The following is a 16589-nucleotide window of genomic DNA, read 5'->3' as shown; positions in this document are numbered from 1 at the left end:
ACGCCCTCATGCACGCGTTTCGCGGCCCGTCAAGATGGTAACGATTGTGTAACGATAAACGTGAGGGATTCCTCAGGTTGATGGACGTCCTCGTAGCCGCGCAGCCTGCGCCGACTCTCCCTACCGGTGAGTCACTTCTCCGACCTGCTGTGAGTGATCTCACGCGCCCTTCCGTACCCGGTAACCCGCACGGAACAAAACATGAGGAACCCCTCATGATTTTGTGTCACTCTTGGGTAGCCCGAACGAGCAGATCAGAGCCATCAGAACGCTAACGGCGGCGCGGGCGGCCAACGAGAGAACCACGCCCTCGAGGTGTTCAGGAGAGGAACTACACGCGTGACGATCGACGAGACCACACCAGCCGACAACGGACGGAACTCGAAGGCATCACGACGCACCGGCGACCGGGGGATCGGCCCCGCCTCCCGAAAGGGCGCGCTGGTCGACAAGCTCCTCGCCGGGGAGTCGTACGCCCTCGCCTTCGGCGGCCAGGGTGCCCCGTGGCTCAGCTCCCTCGAGGAACTCAGCCGCGACAACGGACTCGAGCCGGTCCTGACCGAACTGGTCAACGAGGCCGACGCGCTGCTCGCGCCCGTCGCACACGACCTCGTCGTGGTGCGCCCGAGCGGCTTCGACCCCATCGCCTGGATGCTCGAGCAGGAAGTCGCCGACGAGGACGAGACGCCCGTCGCCGGTCCCTCCGAGACCACACTGACCTCCGCCGCGGTGTCGCTGCCCGGCGTGTTCCTGACCCAGGTGGCCGCGCTGCGCGCGCTGGCGAACCAGGGCCTCGACGTGACCGCGCAGGCCCCGGCCGCCGTGATCGGCCACTCCCAGGGCGTGCTCGCCGTCGCGGCCACCGAGGCCGCCGGCGCCAAGGACGGGCAGATCCTCGCGATCGCCCAGCTCATCGGTTCCGCTGCCACCCTCGTCGGCCGTCGCCGCGGCATCATCTCCGGCGCCGAGCGCTTCCCGATGCTCGCCGTCGCCAACGTCGACCCCGAGCGCCTGCGCGCCGTCGTCGCCGAGGTCTTCGCCGACCAGGATCCGCAGCGGTCCGCCGTCGTCGCCATCCGCAACGCCCGTCGCCGCGTCGTGCTGTCCGGTCCGCCGGCCGCACTGGCGCGCGTGCAGCAGCGCTGCGAGGAGATCGCCGCCGCGGAGACCCGCGAGCGGGAGGCGAAGAAGCGCGGCGGTGCCGTGTTCGCCCCGACCTTCGAGCCGGTCTCGGCCGAGATCGGTTTCCACCACCCCGCGCTGGCCGACGCTGTCGAGCAGGTCGCCGACTGGGCGTCGCGCTGCGGCCTGGACGCCGACCTCGCCCGTTCGCTGGCGCAGGAAGTGCTCGTCGACCCGGTCGACTGGGTCGCCCTCGTCGACGACGCCGTCGCGGCCGGTGCCTCGTGGATCCTGGATCTGGGTCCCGGTGAGCTGCTGACGCGGATGACCAGCTCGGGCCTGCGGGGCCAGGGTGTGGGCATTATCGCCGCCGCGACCCGCGGCGGTCAGCGCAACCTGCTGACCCCGGGCGCGGAGCCCGAGGTGCCGCAGCCGTGGTCCGCATTCGCGCCGAAGCCGGTCACCCTGCCCGACGGCCGTCAGGGTGTCGAGACGGCGTTCACGCGCCTGACCGGCCGTTCGCCGATCCTGCTGGCCGGCATGACGCCGACCACCGTCGATCCGAAGATCGTCGCCGCCGCGGCCAACGCCGGCCACTGGGCCGAGCTCGCCGGTGGCGGTCAGGTCACCGAGCAGATCTTCGCCGACCACGTCGAGGAGCTGAAGGGGCTGCTCGAGCCGGGCCGTGCCGTGCAGTTCAACTCGATGTTCCTCGACCCGTACCTGTGGAAGCTGCACGTGGGCGGCAAGCGGCTCGTGCCGCGGGCCCGCGCCGCGGGCGCACCGTTCGACGGTGTGGTCGTCACCGCCGGCATCCCCGAACTCGAGGAAGCCGTCTCGATCATCGAGGAGCTGACCGAGGCCGGCATCAGCTACGTCGCGTTCAAGCCGGGCACCGTCGCGCAGATCCGCTCGGTGATCCGCATCGCGAACGAGGTGCCGAACTACCCGGTCATCGTCCACATCGAGGGCGGCCGCGCCGGTGGCCACCACTCGTGGGAGGACCTCGACGACCTGCTGCTCGCCACCTACGCCGAGCTGCGCACCCGGTCCAACCTGGTGCTGTGCGTCGGCGGTGGCATCGGTACCCCCGAGCGGGCTGCCGACTACCTGACCGGCCGCTGGTCCACCGCCCACGGCTTCCCGGCGATGCCGCTCGACGGCATCCTGGTCGGCACCGCGGCGATGGCGACCCTCGAGGCGACCACGTCGCCCGAGGTCAAGCGGATGCTCGTCGAGACCCCCGGCACTCCGGACTGGGTCGGCGCCGGCACCGCCTCCGGCGGCATGGCCTCCGGCCGGAGCCAGCTGGGCGCGGACATCCACGAGATCGACAACGCGGCGTCCCGCACGGGCCGCCTGCTCGACGAGGTCGCGGGCGATGCCGAGGCCGTGGCCGCACGCCGCGACGAGATCATCGCCGCGCTGGACGTCACCGCGAAGCCGTACTTCGGCGACGTCGCGGAGATGACCTACGGACAGTGGCTCACCCGCTACCTCGAGCTCGCCGTCGGCTCGCAGGAGGTGGCCGACGCGGCCGAGAACCCGTGGATCGACGTCACCTGGCGTGAGCGTTTCCGCGAGATGCTGCAGCGCGCCGAGTCCCGGCTGCACCCGGCCGATCGTGGCCCGATCCCGACGCTGTTCGCCGACGATGCGGCCCTCGACCGGCCGTACGCGGCGCTGGCGGCGCTGACCGGGCAGTTCCCGGACGCCGAGTCGGTGGTCCTGCACCCGGCCGACGTTCCGTTCTTCGTCGCGCTGTGCCGCACCCCGGGCAAGCCGGTGAACTTCGTGCCGGTGGTCGACCAGGACGTGCGTCGCTGGTGGCGGTCCGATTCCCTGTGGCAGGCCCACGATCCGCGCTACAGCGCCGATCAGGTCTGCATCATCCCGGGCACCGTCGCCGTCGCGGGCATCACCCGCGCCGACGAGCCCGTCGGTGAGCTGCTCGACCGGTTCGAGAAGGCCACCGTCGACGAGTTGGTCGCGGCCGGTGTCGAGCCGGTGCAGATCGCGGCTCGTCGTCACCAGGACCTTGCGTCCGGTCTGCTCGACGCCGTGCTGTCGGCTCCGGATGTGAACTGGGCCGGCCGGCAGACCGTGAACCCGGTGCACCGCCTCGGCGACCTGGACGAGTGGTCCGTCGAGTCCGACACGGCCGCCGTGCACGCCGCGACGGGCGCCACCCTGAGCGTCCTCGACGCCGAGCACGTGGGCCTGACGGTGCCGCTCGCGGGGGACAAGACCGTCGAGATCCGCCTGACCGTTCCGGCCGCCGTGCACACCGGTGGCGCTCCTGTGGTCACCGCGGAGGACGCGTCGGCGTCCATGTCGGCGCTGCTCGGTGTCGCCGCGGGCCAGGAGCTGCCCGCCGTGAAGAAGGGCGCGGCCCGCATCACCCTCGGCTGGCTGCCGGAGAAGATCGCCGACCATGCCGGTGTCACGGGTTCGGGACTGCCGTCGACCCTGACCCCCAGTGCCCACGGTGTCCCCGACGTCCTCGTCGGCGCGTGCTGGCCGGCGGTGTTCGCCGCGCTCGGCGCCGCGCAGACCGACGCCAGCCTGTCGGTGATCGAGGGCATGCTGGACCTGGTCCACCTCGACCACGCCGTGGACGTGAAGGACGGTCTGCCGACCGATCCGTCCATCCTGGGTGTCAAGGCCGAGGTGCAGGACGTGGTCGACACCGACCTCGGCCGGGTGGTCGAGGTGCACGTGGAGATCACCGCCGACAACGGCAACGGTTCCGGCGACGCCACGGTCGCGACGCTGATCGAGCGCTTCGCGATCCGTGGCCGCATCGGCAAGGCGGAGCTGGCCGATCCGGTCCGCGCCGGCGGTGCCGTGAGCGAGGACGCGGTGGAGACCCCGCGTCGTCGTCGCCGCGACGCCGTGATCGTCGCCCCGATCGACATGAGCGCCTTCGCGCGTGTCTCGGGCGACCACAACCCGATCCATACCTCGGACAATGCCGCCCTGCTGGCCGGCCTGGGCACCCCGATCGTGCACGGCATGTGGCTCTCGGCCGCCGCCCAGCAGGTCGTCACCGCCCTCGAGGCCGACGCCAAGCTGCCGGCCCGCCGCCTGACGGCGTGGACCGCGCGGTTCCTCGGCATGGTGCGCCCCGGCGCGCAGATCGACGTGCGAGTCGACCGCATCGCGACCGACCGCGGCGCCGAGATCGTCGAGGTGGGCTGCCGCGTGGACGGCGACCTGGTGATGGTCGCCACCGGCCGCACCGCTGCCCCGCGCACGGTGTACGCGTTCCCCGGCCAGGGCATCCAGCGGCCCGGCATGGGCCTGGACGCGCGTGCCCGCAGCAAGGCCGCCCGGGAGATCTGGGATCGCGCCGACAAGCACACCCGCAAGGCCCTGGGCTTTTCCATCCTGGCCGTGGTGCGCGACAACCCGACCGTGCTCAAGGCCCGCGGTGTCACCCACAAGCACCCGGACGGCGTGCTGCACCTGACCCAGTTCACGCAGGTCGCGATGGCGACCCTGGGTGTCGCCCAGATCGCGGAACTGCGTGAGGCCGGCGCCTTCGTCGAGGGCGCGTTCCTGGCCGGTCACTCGGTGGGCGAGTACAACGCCCTCGCCGCGGTGGCCGGGGTGCTGCCGCTCGAGGCGGTGCTCGAGGTGGTGTTCAGCCGTGGCTCGGCGATGCACGCCCTCGTGCCGCGCGACGAGCACGGCCGCTCGAACTACCGCATGGCCGCGATCCGTCCGTCGCAGTTCGGTGTCGCCGACGCCGATCTCGAGGCGTTCGTCGCCGGGGTCGCGGAGGAGACCGGGGAGTTCCTGCAGATCGTCAACCTGAACCTGCGCGGCTCGCAGTACGCGATCGCCGGCACGGTCGCCGGTCTCGAGGTCCTCGAGTCCGTGATCGAGCGCAAGGTCGCCGAGTTCGGTGGCAAGCGGGCGTTCATCCTGGTTCCGGGTATCGACGTGCCGTTCCACTCGACCGTCCTGCGCGGCGGCGTGGACGACTTCCGGGAGCGTCTGCTGAACCTGCTGCCGGAGCAGATCGATCCCGACATCCTCATCGGCCGCTACATCCCGAACCTGGTGCCCAAGCCGTTCGACCTGGGCCGGGAGTTCGTCCAGGAGATCGCCGACCTGGTGCCGTCCGAGCCGCTGGCCGAGGTCCTCGCGGACTTCGACACCTGGGCGGCCGATCGCTCGAAGCTGTGCCGCGTGGTGCTCGCCGAGCTGCTCGCGTGGCAGTTCGCGTCCCCGGTCCGCTGGATCGAGACGCAGGACCTGCTGTTCGCCGACGAGGCCGACGGTGGCCTGGGCGTGGAGCGGTTCGTCGAGGTCGGCCTCGGTGCCGCCCCGACGGTCGCGAACCTGGCGTCGCAGACGCTGAAGCTGCCGGGCCGCTTCGGGCAGCCGGTCGAGGTGCTCAACATCGAGCGCGAGGCCTCGGTCGTGTACTCGACGGACGTCGATCCGGCGCCGGTGGAGGACGACGAGCCGGCCTCGGCCGAGACGTCCGCTGCCGCCCCGGCCGCGGCTGCCGCTCCGGCCGCCGCACCTGCCGCTCCGGCGGGTGGACCGCGTCCGGACGACATCGCGTTCAAGGCCGCCGACGCCACAAAGGTGCTCATCGCCCTGTGGACGAAGCTGCGCCCGGATCAGGTCGGTCCCGCCGACACGATCGAGGCGCTGTGCGACGGGGTGTCCTCGCGGCGCAACCAGCTGCTCGTCGACCTCGGTTCGGAGCTGTCGCTCGGTGCCATCGACGGTGCGGCCGACGCCGACATGGGCGCGCTCGCCGCCACGGTCGATCGCCTGGCCCGCACCTACCGGCCCTTCGGCCCGGTGCTGTCGGACTCGATCAACGACCACCTGCGCAAGGTGTTCGGCCCGTCGGGCAAGCGTCCCGCGTACGTCGCCGACCGCGTCACCAAGGTGTGGGGTCTGGGCGAGGGCTGGGCGTCGCACGTGACCGCGGAGGTCGCGCTCGGCAGCCGGGACGGTTCGTCCGTCCGCGGCGGTGCGCTCGGCGGCCTGTCCGACGGCGCGCTGTCCGACGGCGGTGCCGTCGACAAGCTGATCGATGCGGCGGTGCAGTCGGTCGCCGGTCGCCGCGGCGTCGCGGTGTCGATGCCGTCCGCCGGTGGCGGTGGCGGCGCCACCGTCGACGCCGCCGCGCTCGGCGAGTTCGCCGAGGGCATCACCGGCTCGAACGGTGTGCTCGCCAAGACCGCGCGTCTGATCCTGTCCGAGCTGGGCCTGGCCGACGCGGTCTCGGACCTCGCGGACAAGGCGGACACCGAGCTGGTCGACCTGGTCTCGGCGGAGCTCGGTTCCGACTGGCCGCGGCTGGTCGCCCCGGCGTTCGACGCCCGCAAGGCCGTGCTGATCGACGACCGGTGGGCGACGGCTCGTGAGGACCTGGCCCGCGTGTGGCTCGGTGCCGAGATCGCCGCGGAGCGCTTCGCCGGTGCGGGCGCCACGGTGGCCGCGCACGCGACGTTCTGGGCGGGTAAGGCCACCGAGGCCGGCCGCGCGGAGCTCGCGCAGACCTTCGAGGCGATCGCGACGGCTGCCCGGCAGACCGGCGACGCCGAGTACGCCGGCGAGGTCGCCGTCGTCACCGGCGCCAGCAAGGGCGGGATCGCGGCCGCGGTCGCGGCGAAGCTGCTCGCCGGCGGCGCGACGGTCGTGGTCACCACCTCGAGCCTGAGCGACAGCCGCCTCGGCTTCTACAAGGAGCTGTACGCAGGCAACGCGCGGTCCGGTGCGGCCCTGTGGGTGGTCCCCGCCAACATGGCGTCCTACTCCGACGTCGACGCGTTGGTGCAGTGGCTCGGCACCGAGACCGTGGAGACCGCGGGCGGCGCCAAGAAGCTGATCAAGGAGGCCCTGACCCCGACGCTGCTGTTCCCGTTCGCCGCGCCGCGCGTGGTCGGGTCGATGGCCGACGCCGGTGCCCGCGCCGAGATGGAGATGCGGGTCCTGCTGTGGTCGGTGGAGCGGCTCATCGCGGGGCTGGCCGACATCGGCTACGACCGCGACGTCGACACCCACCTGCACGTCGTGCTGCCGGGTTCGCCGAACCGCGGCAAGTTCGGCGGCGACGGTGCGTACGGCGAGGCGAAGGCCGCGCTGGACGCGATCGTCAACCGCTGGCACGCCGAGCGCACGTGGGCCGAGCGGGTCACCCTCGCCCACGCCCTCATCGGCTGGGTCCGGGGCACGGGCCTGATGGGCGGCAACGATCCGCTGGTCGAGGCCGCCGAGGCCGCCGGGGTGCGCACCTGGTCGACCGACGAGATGGCCGTCGAGCTGCTGAAGCTCGTCACCGCCGGGTCCAAGGAGTCCGCCGCGTCCGCACCGCTGGTGGCGGACCTGACCGGGGGCCTGTCCGAGGCCGACATCGACCTGCCGGCTCTGGCCAAGCAGGCCCAGGAGGAGGCCGAGGCGAACGCCGCGGCCGAGACCGAGTCCGACGAGGTCACCATTGCGGCGCTGCCCGCGCCGCCGCGCCTGGACGCGACGACGCCCGCGCCGGAATGGAAGGCGCTCGACGTCGATCCCGCCGATCTGGTGGTCATCGTCGGCGCCGGCGAGCTCGGCCCGTACGGCTCGGCCCGCACCCGCTTCGAGATGGAGGTCGACGAGGAACTGTCGGCCGCCGGTGTGCTCGAGCTGGCCTGGGTCACCGGCCTGGTGGCGTGGGAGAACGATCCCACGCCGGGCTGGTACGACGCGGAGACCGGCGATCTGGTGCCCGAGGCGGAGATCGCCGACCGGTACCACGACGCGGTGGTCGAGCGCTGCGGCATCCGCCGCTACGGCGACGACGGCGCGATGATCGACAATGCGGCGCCGCTGCTGACCTCGGTGTTCCTGGACAAGGACCTGTCGTTCGTGGTCGGGTCCGAGGCCGAGGCCCGCGCGTTCGTCGACGCCGACCCGGAGAACACCGTCGCGCAGTCGGTTCCGGACAGCGGTGACTGGACCGTCACCCGCAAGGCCGGCACCGAGATCCGGGTGCCCCGCAAGATGAACCTGACCCGCACGGTCGGTGGCCAGATCCCGACCGGGTTCGACGTCACCAAGTGGGGCATCCCCGCCGACATGGCCGAGTCCGTGGACCGGGTGGGCCTGTGGAACATCGTGACCACGGTCGACGCGTTCCTCTCGAGCGGTTTCACCCCGTCGGAGCTGATGCGCTGGGTGCACCCCTCGTATGTGGCGAACACCCAGGGCACCGGCATGGGCGGCATGACCTCGATGCGGTCGCTGTACATCGACACGCTGCTCGGCGAGTCCCGCGCGAACGACATCCTGCAGGAGGCCCTGCCGAACGTCATCGCCGCGCACGTCGTGCAGTCGTACGTCGGTGGCTACGGCGCGATGGTGCATCCGGTGGCGGCGTGCGCGACGGCCGCGGTCTCGGTCGAGGAGGGTGTCGACAAGATCAAGCTGGGCAAGGCGCAGCTCGTCGTCGCCGGCGGTTTCGACGACCTCGGCATCGAGGGGATCGTCGGGTTCGGTGACATGTCGGCCACCGCGAAGTCGGACGACATGACGGCCAAGGGCATCAGCGATCGCCGGTTCTCCCGGGCCAACGATCGCCGGCGCGGCGGGTTCGTCGAGTCCGCCGGTGGCGGCACGGTCCTGCTCGCCCGCGGCGACCTGGCGCTGGAGATGGGCCTGCCCGTCCTCGGTGTGGTCGCCTGGGCCGGTTCCTTCGCGGACGGCGTGCACACTTCGATCCCGGCCCCGGGCATCGGTGCCCTCGGCGCGGGTCGCGGCGGGCTCGAGTCGGGCCTGGCGCGGGAGCTGCGCAAGCTCGGCGTCACCGCCGACGACATCGCGGTGATCTCCAAGCACGACACCTCCACAGCGGCCAACGATCCGAACGAGGCGGAGCTGCACGAGCGCCTGGCGGGGTCGCTGGGCCGCAGCGACGGTGCGCCGATGTTCGTGGTGTCGCAGAAGTCGCTGACCGGTCACGCCAAGGGCGGCGCGGCGGCGTTCCAGCTGATCGGCCTGTGCCAGGTCCTCAGCCAGGGCATCGTCCCGCCGAACCGCAGCCTGGACTGCGTCGACGACAAGATGGCCGGGTTCGAGCACCTGGTGTGGCCGCGCACCCCGCTCCGCTTCGGCGAGCAGTACGCGCTCAAGGCCGGTCTGCTGACCAGCCTCGGGTTCGGCCACGTGTCGGGGCTGATCGCGGTGGTCCACCCGCAGGCGTTCGTCGAGGCGATCCCGGCGGAGCGCCGGCAGGCCTACGTCGAGCAGGCTCAGGCCCGCGCCGTCGCCGGTAAGCGCCGCCTCGCGGAGGCGATGACCGGGGGTGCGGCCCTGTACCAGCGGCCCGCCGACCGCCGCTTCGGCGGGGACTCGGTGCCAGCCGACGCGGCACGCCAGCTCGAAGCGGACGTGCTGCTCTCGCCGCAGGCACGACTGGGCGACGGCGACGTGTACCGTTCGGGTCTGCCCGGCTGCAAGTAGCCGCCGGCCGCACGGTCACAGAGAGCGGGTCACGGGACGGATGGGAGTTGCGGGGATCGGGTTCGACCTGGTCACGGTGTCGGAGTTCGAGGAGCAGCTGGGCCTCGCAGGTACGGCGATGCTCTCGAACTTCACGCCGGGCGAGCGTCGGGACGCGAACACCCGCAGCTCCCGTCCCGGCCGGCACTTCGCCGCCCGGTGGGCTGCGAAGGAGGCGCTGATCAAGGCGTGGTCGGCGTCGCTGTTCGGCAGCCCGCCGGTGCTGCCGGAGACCGTGCACCGGCAGATCGAGGTGGTCTCCGACGCGTGGGGGCGGCCCGGGATCCGGCTGCACGGCGACGTCGCCGCGCACCTGACCGGGGTGCGGATCCACGTCTCGCTCACGCACGACGGAGACATGGCGGGGGCGTTCGTCGTGCTCGAGGAGGACCCGCAGGGGTAGCGGCCCGGGTTTCAGGCGGAGGAAGTGCGGACTTCCTCCGCCTGCCGCGTTTCGGGGTCGTCGGCCCGGCGGGACTCCTCCGCCCGGGAGGCCTCCTCACGGCGCTTGCGTCGCTTGGCGCTCGTCCGCGACTCCTTCTCGGCCACCATCAGGTATGCGCCCATCAGCCGCTTGAGTTCGACGACCGCGTCGGCGTGGCTCTGGTCGTCCTGCACGGAGAAGTTCAGCATCGAGTACACGACGTGCACGAGCACCTCGGCCATCAGAGTGCGGCGCTCGCGGGGGGTGTCGGGCATCAGCGGAGCCAGCATCCGCGCGATCTGCTCGGCGAACTCCTTCTCGTGGATCGCGCCGGTCGCCCGCGTCGACGGGGTGGACTGCATCGCCAGCCACACCTCCCGCCGCGACGGGTCCGACATCCACAGCCCGGCGAGATGGTCGACGAAGGAGTTGAGGAACCGCAGCCAGTCCACGGACGGGACGACGCCGTCGAACTTGGCGAGTTCGTCCTGCACGCCCACCAGGTCCTGCCGGTTCAGTTCACAGACGATGACGTACTTGTTGGCGAAGAACTGGTAGAGGGTGCCGATGGGGACGTCGGCCCGGGCGGCCACCTCTTCGCAGGTGAACGACTCGAAGCCGACCTCGGTGAGCAGTTCGCGGGACGCGGCGAGCAGCGCGTCGAACTTGCGCCGGCTGCGCTCCTGCGTCGGGCGGCGGCGCGGCACGAGCTCCTGGGGGGCCGCCTGGACCTCCAGCGCCGGGTCGATTCGGCGTGGGGTACGGCCGCGCTTCGTTGCAGACTCCACGCGCCCAGGCTAGCCGGAGGTTGTCCGAATTCCGAACTTCTAGCTGTGAGGGCGAGTCCCAGCTAACACCGCGGAGCCGCCGTCGGCTCACTTGACGAGGGTGAACTGCATGACGTCGATGTGTCCCGTCCGGAAGTGCTCGGCGGAACCGTTCAGGTACTTCATGAACCGCTCGTACATCTCCTCCGACGACAGGGCGACCGCCTCGTCGCGGCGGGCCGACAGGGCCGCGGCCCAGTGTTCGAGGGTGCGGACGTAGTGCGGAGCCAGGGCCTGGATGCGGTCGACCCGGAACCCCGACCGCTCCGCGCCGTCGACCACCGTCTCCGGCTGCGGCAACTGCCCGCCGGGGAAGATCTCCCGTTTGATGAAGATGTGGAACAGCGCGTTCTCGCGGGTCACCGGGATTCCCCGCTCGCGCAGGGTGGTGAGCCGGTGCCCCACGATGGTGTGCAGCAGCATCCGGCCGTCGGGCGGCAGCATGTCGTGGCACTTGGTGAAGAACTGGTCGTAGCGTTCGCTCCGGAAGTGCTCGAACGCGCCGATGCTCACGATGCGGTCCACCCGCCCGTCGAACTCCTCCCAGCCCTGCAGACGCACGTCCACGGTGCGGGGGCCGGGCAGTCGCGCGGCGAGATCGCGGACGTGCTCGTACTGGTTTCGGCTGAGGGTGAGCCCGATGGTGTCCACGTCGTAGTGCGTGGCCGCACGCAGCATCGTCGAGCCCCAGCCGCATCCGACGTCGAGCAGTGTCATGCCCGGGTGCAGGTCGCACTTGCCGAGCGACAGGTCGACCTTGGCGGCCTGGGCCTGCTCGAGCGTCATGTCGTCCCGCTCGAAGTACGCGCAGCTGTAGGTCATGGACGGGTCGAGGAACAGGGTGAAGAACTCGTCCGAGAGGTCGTAGTGGGACTGGACCTGCCGGTAGAAGGGCGTGAGTGCGGTCTGCGGACTGGGTGGCATCGCAGTGCCTTCCGTTCGAGGGTCGGCCGGCCCCCCGCCTCCCGTGGACCGTTCCGCCCGTTGGCGACCCGACATCGCGAAATGTACGCCGGATATCGGCGCGCCGGGCATGCTTCGATCGGGACGGGCTGTACCCGTACCGAAAACGAGACACAACGATCGGGAGGTGCCGTGGACGTCGCGGAGATGTGCGAGCGGGTGCGCCGGCTCCTGCCGGCAGCGCGCGCGGACCTCGCGGAACTCGTGGCCTTCCGGTCGGTGGCGGATCCGCGTCTGTTCCCGCCCGAACAGTGTGTCGCGGCCGCGGAATGGGTGCGCGACGCGTTCACCGCCGTGGGCATCGAGGGCACGGGGCTGATCGAGACCTCCGACGGCTCCCTCGCGGTGTTCGGGCACACCCCCGCACCGCCGGGGGCGCCGACCGTGCTGCTCTACAGCCACTACGACGTGCAGCCCCCGGGCGACGAGTCGCTGTGGCACAGCCCGCCGTTCGAGCTCACCGAACGCGACGGCCGGTGGTACGGCCGCGGTGCCGCGGACTGCAAGGGCAACCTGGTGATGCATCTGCTCGCGCTGCGGGCGCTGCGTGAACTCGGGCCGCTGCCGGTCGGGGTCCGGATCGTCGGCGACGGCTCGGAGGAGACCGGCGGCGGTGGTCTCGAGGACCTCGCCCGGGCGCGTCCCGAGCTGTTCGCCGCCGACCTGGTGCTCGTCGCGGACTGCGGCAACGCGGAGGCGGGACGGCCGACCCTCACGACGTCGCTGCGCGGCCTGGCGAACGTCGTCGTGCACGTCGACGCCCTGGCCGGGGAGATCCACTCGGGGCAGTTCGGCGGCGCGGCCCCCGATGCTCTCGCTGCGCTGGTGCGCCTGCTGTCGAGCCTGCGCGACGAGGCCGGCGACACCGTGATCGACGGCCTCGACAGCCACGGCACGTGGGAGGGCGAACCCTATCCGGACACCACGTTCCGCGCGGATGCCGGTGTGCTCGAGGGAGTCTCGTTGCTGTCGTCCGGGACGGTCGCCGACGCCGTGTGGGCGCGGCCCGCGGTGACGATCCTCGGGATCGACGCGCCACCCGTCGTCGGCTCGGCGGCCGCGGTCGTGCCGCGCGCGTCCGCGCGGCTGAACCTGCGGGTCCCACCGGGGACGGACCCGCTCGCCGCGCAGGATGCCCTCGTCGCGCACCTGCATGCGCACGCGCCCTGGAACGTGCGGGTGCGGGTCGACCGGGAGGGTGTGAGCGAACCGTTCCGGGCGGCGACCGGCGGGCCGGGATACGCCGCGCTGCAACGGGCGCTCGGCGCCGTCTACGGACGCGAGGTCGGCACGGTCGGGCAGGGCGGCTCGATCCCGCTGTGCACCGTGCTGCAGCAGGTGCTGCCGGACGCGGAGATCGCGCTGCTCGGCGTGGAGGAGCCCGGCGCCCGCATCCACGCGCCCGACGAGAGCGTCGACCCGTCCGAACTCGAGCACATGGCCGTCGCGGAGGCGCTGGTCCTCGCCTCACTCGGCCGGTGAACCGGAGGTCAGACCGACAGGTCGCGGCGCAGTTTCGCGACGTGCCCCGTGGCGCGGACGTTGTACTGCGCGACCTCGATCCGGCCGTCCTCGTCGACGACGAACGTCGAACGGATCACGCCCGTGACGGTCTTGCCGTACATCTTCTTCTCACCGAACGCACCCCATGCCGTCAGCGTGGTCCTGTCCGGATCCGACAGCAGCGGGAACGTCAGCTGCTCGGCGTCCCGGAACTTCGCGAGCTTGGCCGGCTTGTCGGGGGAGATGCCCACGACGGCGAGCCCGGCGCCGTTCAGGTCGGCGAGGCTGTCGCGGAAATCGCAGGCTTGCTTGGTGCACCCGGGAGTGCTTGCCGCGGGGTAGAAGTACACGATCACCTTGCGTCCGCGGTAGTCCGACAGGGATACCTCGTTGCCGTCCGCGTCGGGGAGGGTGAATTCGGGAGCCGTGTCGCCGGGAGCGAGCCTGCTGCTGTTTTCCGTCACCTCCGAGAGGGTAACGGACCTGTGCGTCCACTACCGTGGTCGCAGCACAGTGCAGCGACCAACTGGAGGATCACGTGGGTAGGGACACCGAGGCCATCGAACGGGACATCGAGAACGCCCGCAACCAGCTTGCGAGCACCCTCGACGAATTGAGTGTGCGCGCCAGCCCGAAGAACGTGATGGCGCACACCAAGCAGACCGTGATGGAGAAGGTGAACCAGCCCAACGTCAAGTACGCGCTCGTCGCGGTGGGCGCCGTCGTCGGTGCGCTGGTGCTGCGCAAGCTGTTGCGCTGAATTCTGTCGCGCCGAGTTCTGTCGCGCCGAGTTCTGTCGCGCCGAGTTCCGGCCCCGAAGGGCACCGTCGTCCGGCGTACCGGACCGCGGTGCCCTTCGTCGTCTCCGGGCGGCGTCGGCGCGCGGGCCGATCGGTGACCTTGGACCGTTCCGAGTTCGATCATGGCGTGATTGACTGAGAGTGAGCCACACCGCGCCATCTCGGAGGGGGCTGACGGCCATGCCGAACGCACAGCGGATTGCACGACTTCTTCTCGTCTCGATCCTGACCGCCGTGGCCCTGCTCGGCTCCGGGGCTGCGGCCACTGCTGGGACGCTCGGCGGTGCTTCGCCGACACGGCTGCCCACGTCGGCGCTCGAGCCGGCGAACGGCGCGGTGGTGGGGGTGGGGCACCCGGTGACCATCCGGTTCGGCGCCCCCGTCGCCGACCGCGCCGTCGCCGAGCGTGCCGTCGAGATCACCACGTCGAAGCCGGTGAGCGGCCACTTCGCGTGGCTCGACGACCGCCGGGTGCAGTGGGTTCCCGACGACCTCTGGCCGGGGCACACCACCGTGACCGTCGCCGTCGCCGGAGCGCGCACCCAGTTCCAGGTGGGCGACGAGTTCGTCGCCGTCGCGAACCGCTCGACGCACCAGTTCACGGTCCTCCTCAACGGCGAGGTGGTACGGACGATGCCGGCGTCGATGGGCAAGCCCGGCTACGAGACCCCGGTCGGCACGTTCTCGGTGCTCGAGAAGTTCCGCGACCTCGTCATGGACTCGTCCACCTACGGCGTCCCGATCGACTCCCCGGAGGGCTACCGCATCGACACCGAGTACGCCGTGCGGCTCACGTGGGGCGGCATCTTCGTGCATGCCGCGCCGTGGTCGGTGGACTCGCAGGGGTATGCGAACGTCAGCCACGGGTGCATCAACCTGAGCACCGAGAACGCGCAGTGGTACTTCGACCGGGTGAAGATCGGCGATCCCGTGATCGTGGAGGGCTGACCGGCGGGCTTCGCCCGCCGGCGCACCGGACCCGGGACGGCTACTTGATCACTGCGCCCGCGTCGATCGGCAGCTGCACCCCGGTGACGTAGCGGCCCGCGTCGCTGACCAGGAACAGGATCGCGTTGCTGATGTCGACCGGTTCGACCCATTCGATCGGCAGGGCGTTCATGGTCTTGAACGACTCGCCCGCTTCCTCCCGGGTGATCTCCGACGGCTTCTTGTCCGGGTTGAAGACCGCGTAGGTCTGCTCGTTGTGGATCATGTCGGTGTCCACCGACGTGGGATGCACCGAGTTGACCCGGATCATGTGCGGGGCGAGCTCGTTGGCGAGGGTCTTCGTCAATCCCACCACGCCGTGCTTGGCCGCGACGTAGTGCGCCAGGTTCGCCAGTCCCTTGATGCCGGCGGTGGAACTGGTGAGCACGATCGCTCCGCCACCGTCGTTGGCCTTCAGGTGCGGCACGGCCGCCCGCACCGTCTTGAACACCCCCGTGAGATTGATGTCGATCATGTCGTCCCACATCTCGTCCGTCAGGTCCTCGACGGGCGCGAAGCTGGCGATGCCGGCGTTCGCGAGGACGATGTCGAGCCGGCCGAGCTGGGCCACGCCGTCGTCGACCGCCGACTTCAGGGCGGCACTGTCGCGGACGTCGGCCTGGCCGGCGACGATCCGCCGGTCCAGCGCCTCGACCTGCCGAACCGTCTCGGCCAGGTCGTCCGGCGTGGCGAGGGGATAGCCCACGGAGTCGACCTGCGCGCAGAGATCGACCGCGATGATATCGGCGCCCTCCTCCGCCAGCCGGACCGCGTGACTGCGGCCCTGCCCGCGTGCAGCACCGGTGATGAATGCGACCTTGCCCTCGAGCTGACCCATGGTGGTACTCCTCCGGCATTCGGTGTGATGTTCGTCCCACAGTAGGTGGGTTCGACGGGCATCGGACCGAAATCGCAAGGCGGCTCGGCACACTCAGTCGTCGCGGCATGCCGGTGCGAGCCGGACACGCACGCCTCGTCGTCATCTGATGTGCGGCGCGGATACTGCCTCGTTCACGAGGGAGAGGAAGCGCCGTCCTCCTTTCGGGGGTAGTGGTGGTGTCGGGCACACCTGTCGGTGGGGTCGGTCAGCGTGCCGGGCATGGGGATCGAGGTGGTGCGCTACAACTACCGGTTGCGGCCGGGCACCACCGCCGAACATGCCCTGATGCAGGAGTGGCATCGCTGCCGGTTCCTGTGGAACGAGGCGGTGCACCAACACAAGGCCGGTCGCCGGCCGACGTTCGGGAAGCTGGCCAAGCAGTTGACCGAGGCGCGGGCCCGCTCGTCGTGGTTGCGGGACGGCTCCCAGGTCGCCCAGCAGCAGATGCTGCGCACCTACGCGCAGGCGCTCGACGCGTCGTGCACGGTCGAGGGCCGGGGCCGGCCGCGGTTCAAGGCGCGGAGGAAGACCCTGCCGTCGCTCGAGTACACCCGCCGCGGGTTCCGGATCCG

Annotated in this window: 9 protein-coding genes and 1 pseudogene; 6 read left to right on the top strand and 4 right to left on the bottom strand. The window is 71.2% G+C overall.

Features of this window, described 5'->3' with window-relative positions; all coding sequences use genetic code 11:
- The first annotated feature begins 339 nt into the window (after positions 1-339).
- Together RR3_RS23915 and acpS are read left to right on the top strand one after the other, a co-directional pair.
- A complete protein-coding gene (locus RR3_RS23915; RefSeq protein ID WP_064066573.1) occupies positions 340-9594 on the top strand; it encodes a type I polyketide synthase in 9255 nt (3084 codons plus the stop codon).
- Positions 9595-9634: 40 nt separating this feature from the next.
- Positions 9635-10036 carry a holo-ACP synthase AcpS gene (gene acpS, locus RR3_RS23910; RefSeq protein WP_017681070.1) on the top strand — a complete coding sequence of 134 codons (402 nt, stop codon included), beginning with the start codon at positions 9635-9637 and terminating at the stop codon, positions 10034-10036.
- An 11-nt stretch (positions 10037-10047) separates the two neighbouring features.
- Here acpS and RR3_RS23905 read toward each other — a convergent pair whose 3' ends face one another.
- Positions 10048-10845, bottom strand: coding sequence for a TetR family transcriptional regulator (locus tag RR3_RS23905; protein WP_026137844.1), 798 nt, complete (start codon positions 10843-10845; stop codon positions 10048-10050).
- An 87-nt stretch (positions 10846-10932) separates the two neighbouring features.
- Complete coding sequence (locus RR3_RS23900) at positions 10933-11808, bottom strand: cyclopropane mycolic acid synthase family methyltransferase (RefSeq protein WP_010596772.1); 876 nt, start codon at positions 11806-11808, stop codon at positions 10933-10935.
- 186 nt (positions 11809-11994) lie between these two features.
- Between RR3_RS23900 and RR3_RS23895 the strand changes: the two genes are divergently transcribed.
- Entirely contained in the window at positions 11995-13329 is a 1335-nt protein-coding gene (locus tag RR3_RS23895; protein WP_040271734.1) for a dipeptidase, read from the top strand.
- Between the two features lie 8 nt (positions 13330-13337).
- On the opposite strand, the gene bcp is transcribed toward RR3_RS23895, so the two are convergent.
- A complete protein-coding gene (gene bcp / locus RR3_RS23890) occupies positions 13338-13814 on the bottom strand; it encodes a thioredoxin-dependent thiol peroxidase (protein WP_010596774.1) in 477 nt (158 codons plus the stop codon).
- A 74-nt stretch (positions 13815-13888) separates the two neighbouring features.
- Here bcp and RR3_RS23885 point away from each other — a divergent pair, with 74 nt between their 5' ends.
- Entirely contained in the window at positions 13889-14110 is a 222-nt protein-coding gene (locus RR3_RS23885) for a DUF3618 domain-containing protein (protein WP_003938940.1), read from the top strand.
- A 220-nt stretch (positions 14111-14330) separates the two neighbouring features.
- Positions 14331-15098, top strand: a complete 768-nt coding sequence (locus RR3_RS23880) for a L,D-transpeptidase (protein WP_010596775.1) — start codon at positions 14331-14333, stop codon at positions 15096-15098.
- A gap of 40 nt (positions 15099-15138) precedes the next feature.
- Here the strand turns inward: RR3_RS23880 and RR3_RS23875 are convergent, their stop codons facing one another.
- Positions 15139-15975 carry a mycofactocin-coupled SDR family oxidoreductase gene (locus RR3_RS23875; protein WP_010596776.1) on the bottom strand — a complete coding sequence of 279 codons (837 nt, stop codon included), beginning with the start codon at positions 15973-15975 and terminating at the stop codon, positions 15139-15141.
- Between the two features lie 261 nt (positions 15976-16236).
- Here RR3_RS23875 and RR3_RS23870 point away from each other — a divergent pair.
- Positions 16237-16589: pseudogene (locus RR3_RS23870) on the top strand (RNA-guided endonuclease TnpB family protein); the annotation flags it as partial.

The organism is Rhodococcus ruber NBRC 15591 (genome assembly GCF_001894945.1).
Lineage (GTDB): Bacteria > Actinomycetota > Actinomycetes > Mycobacteriales > Mycobacteriaceae > Rhodococcus > Rhodococcus ruber.
The sequence above is the reverse complement of the archived record's forward strand: the minus strand, read 5'-3'. Positions and strand labels throughout refer to the sequence as shown.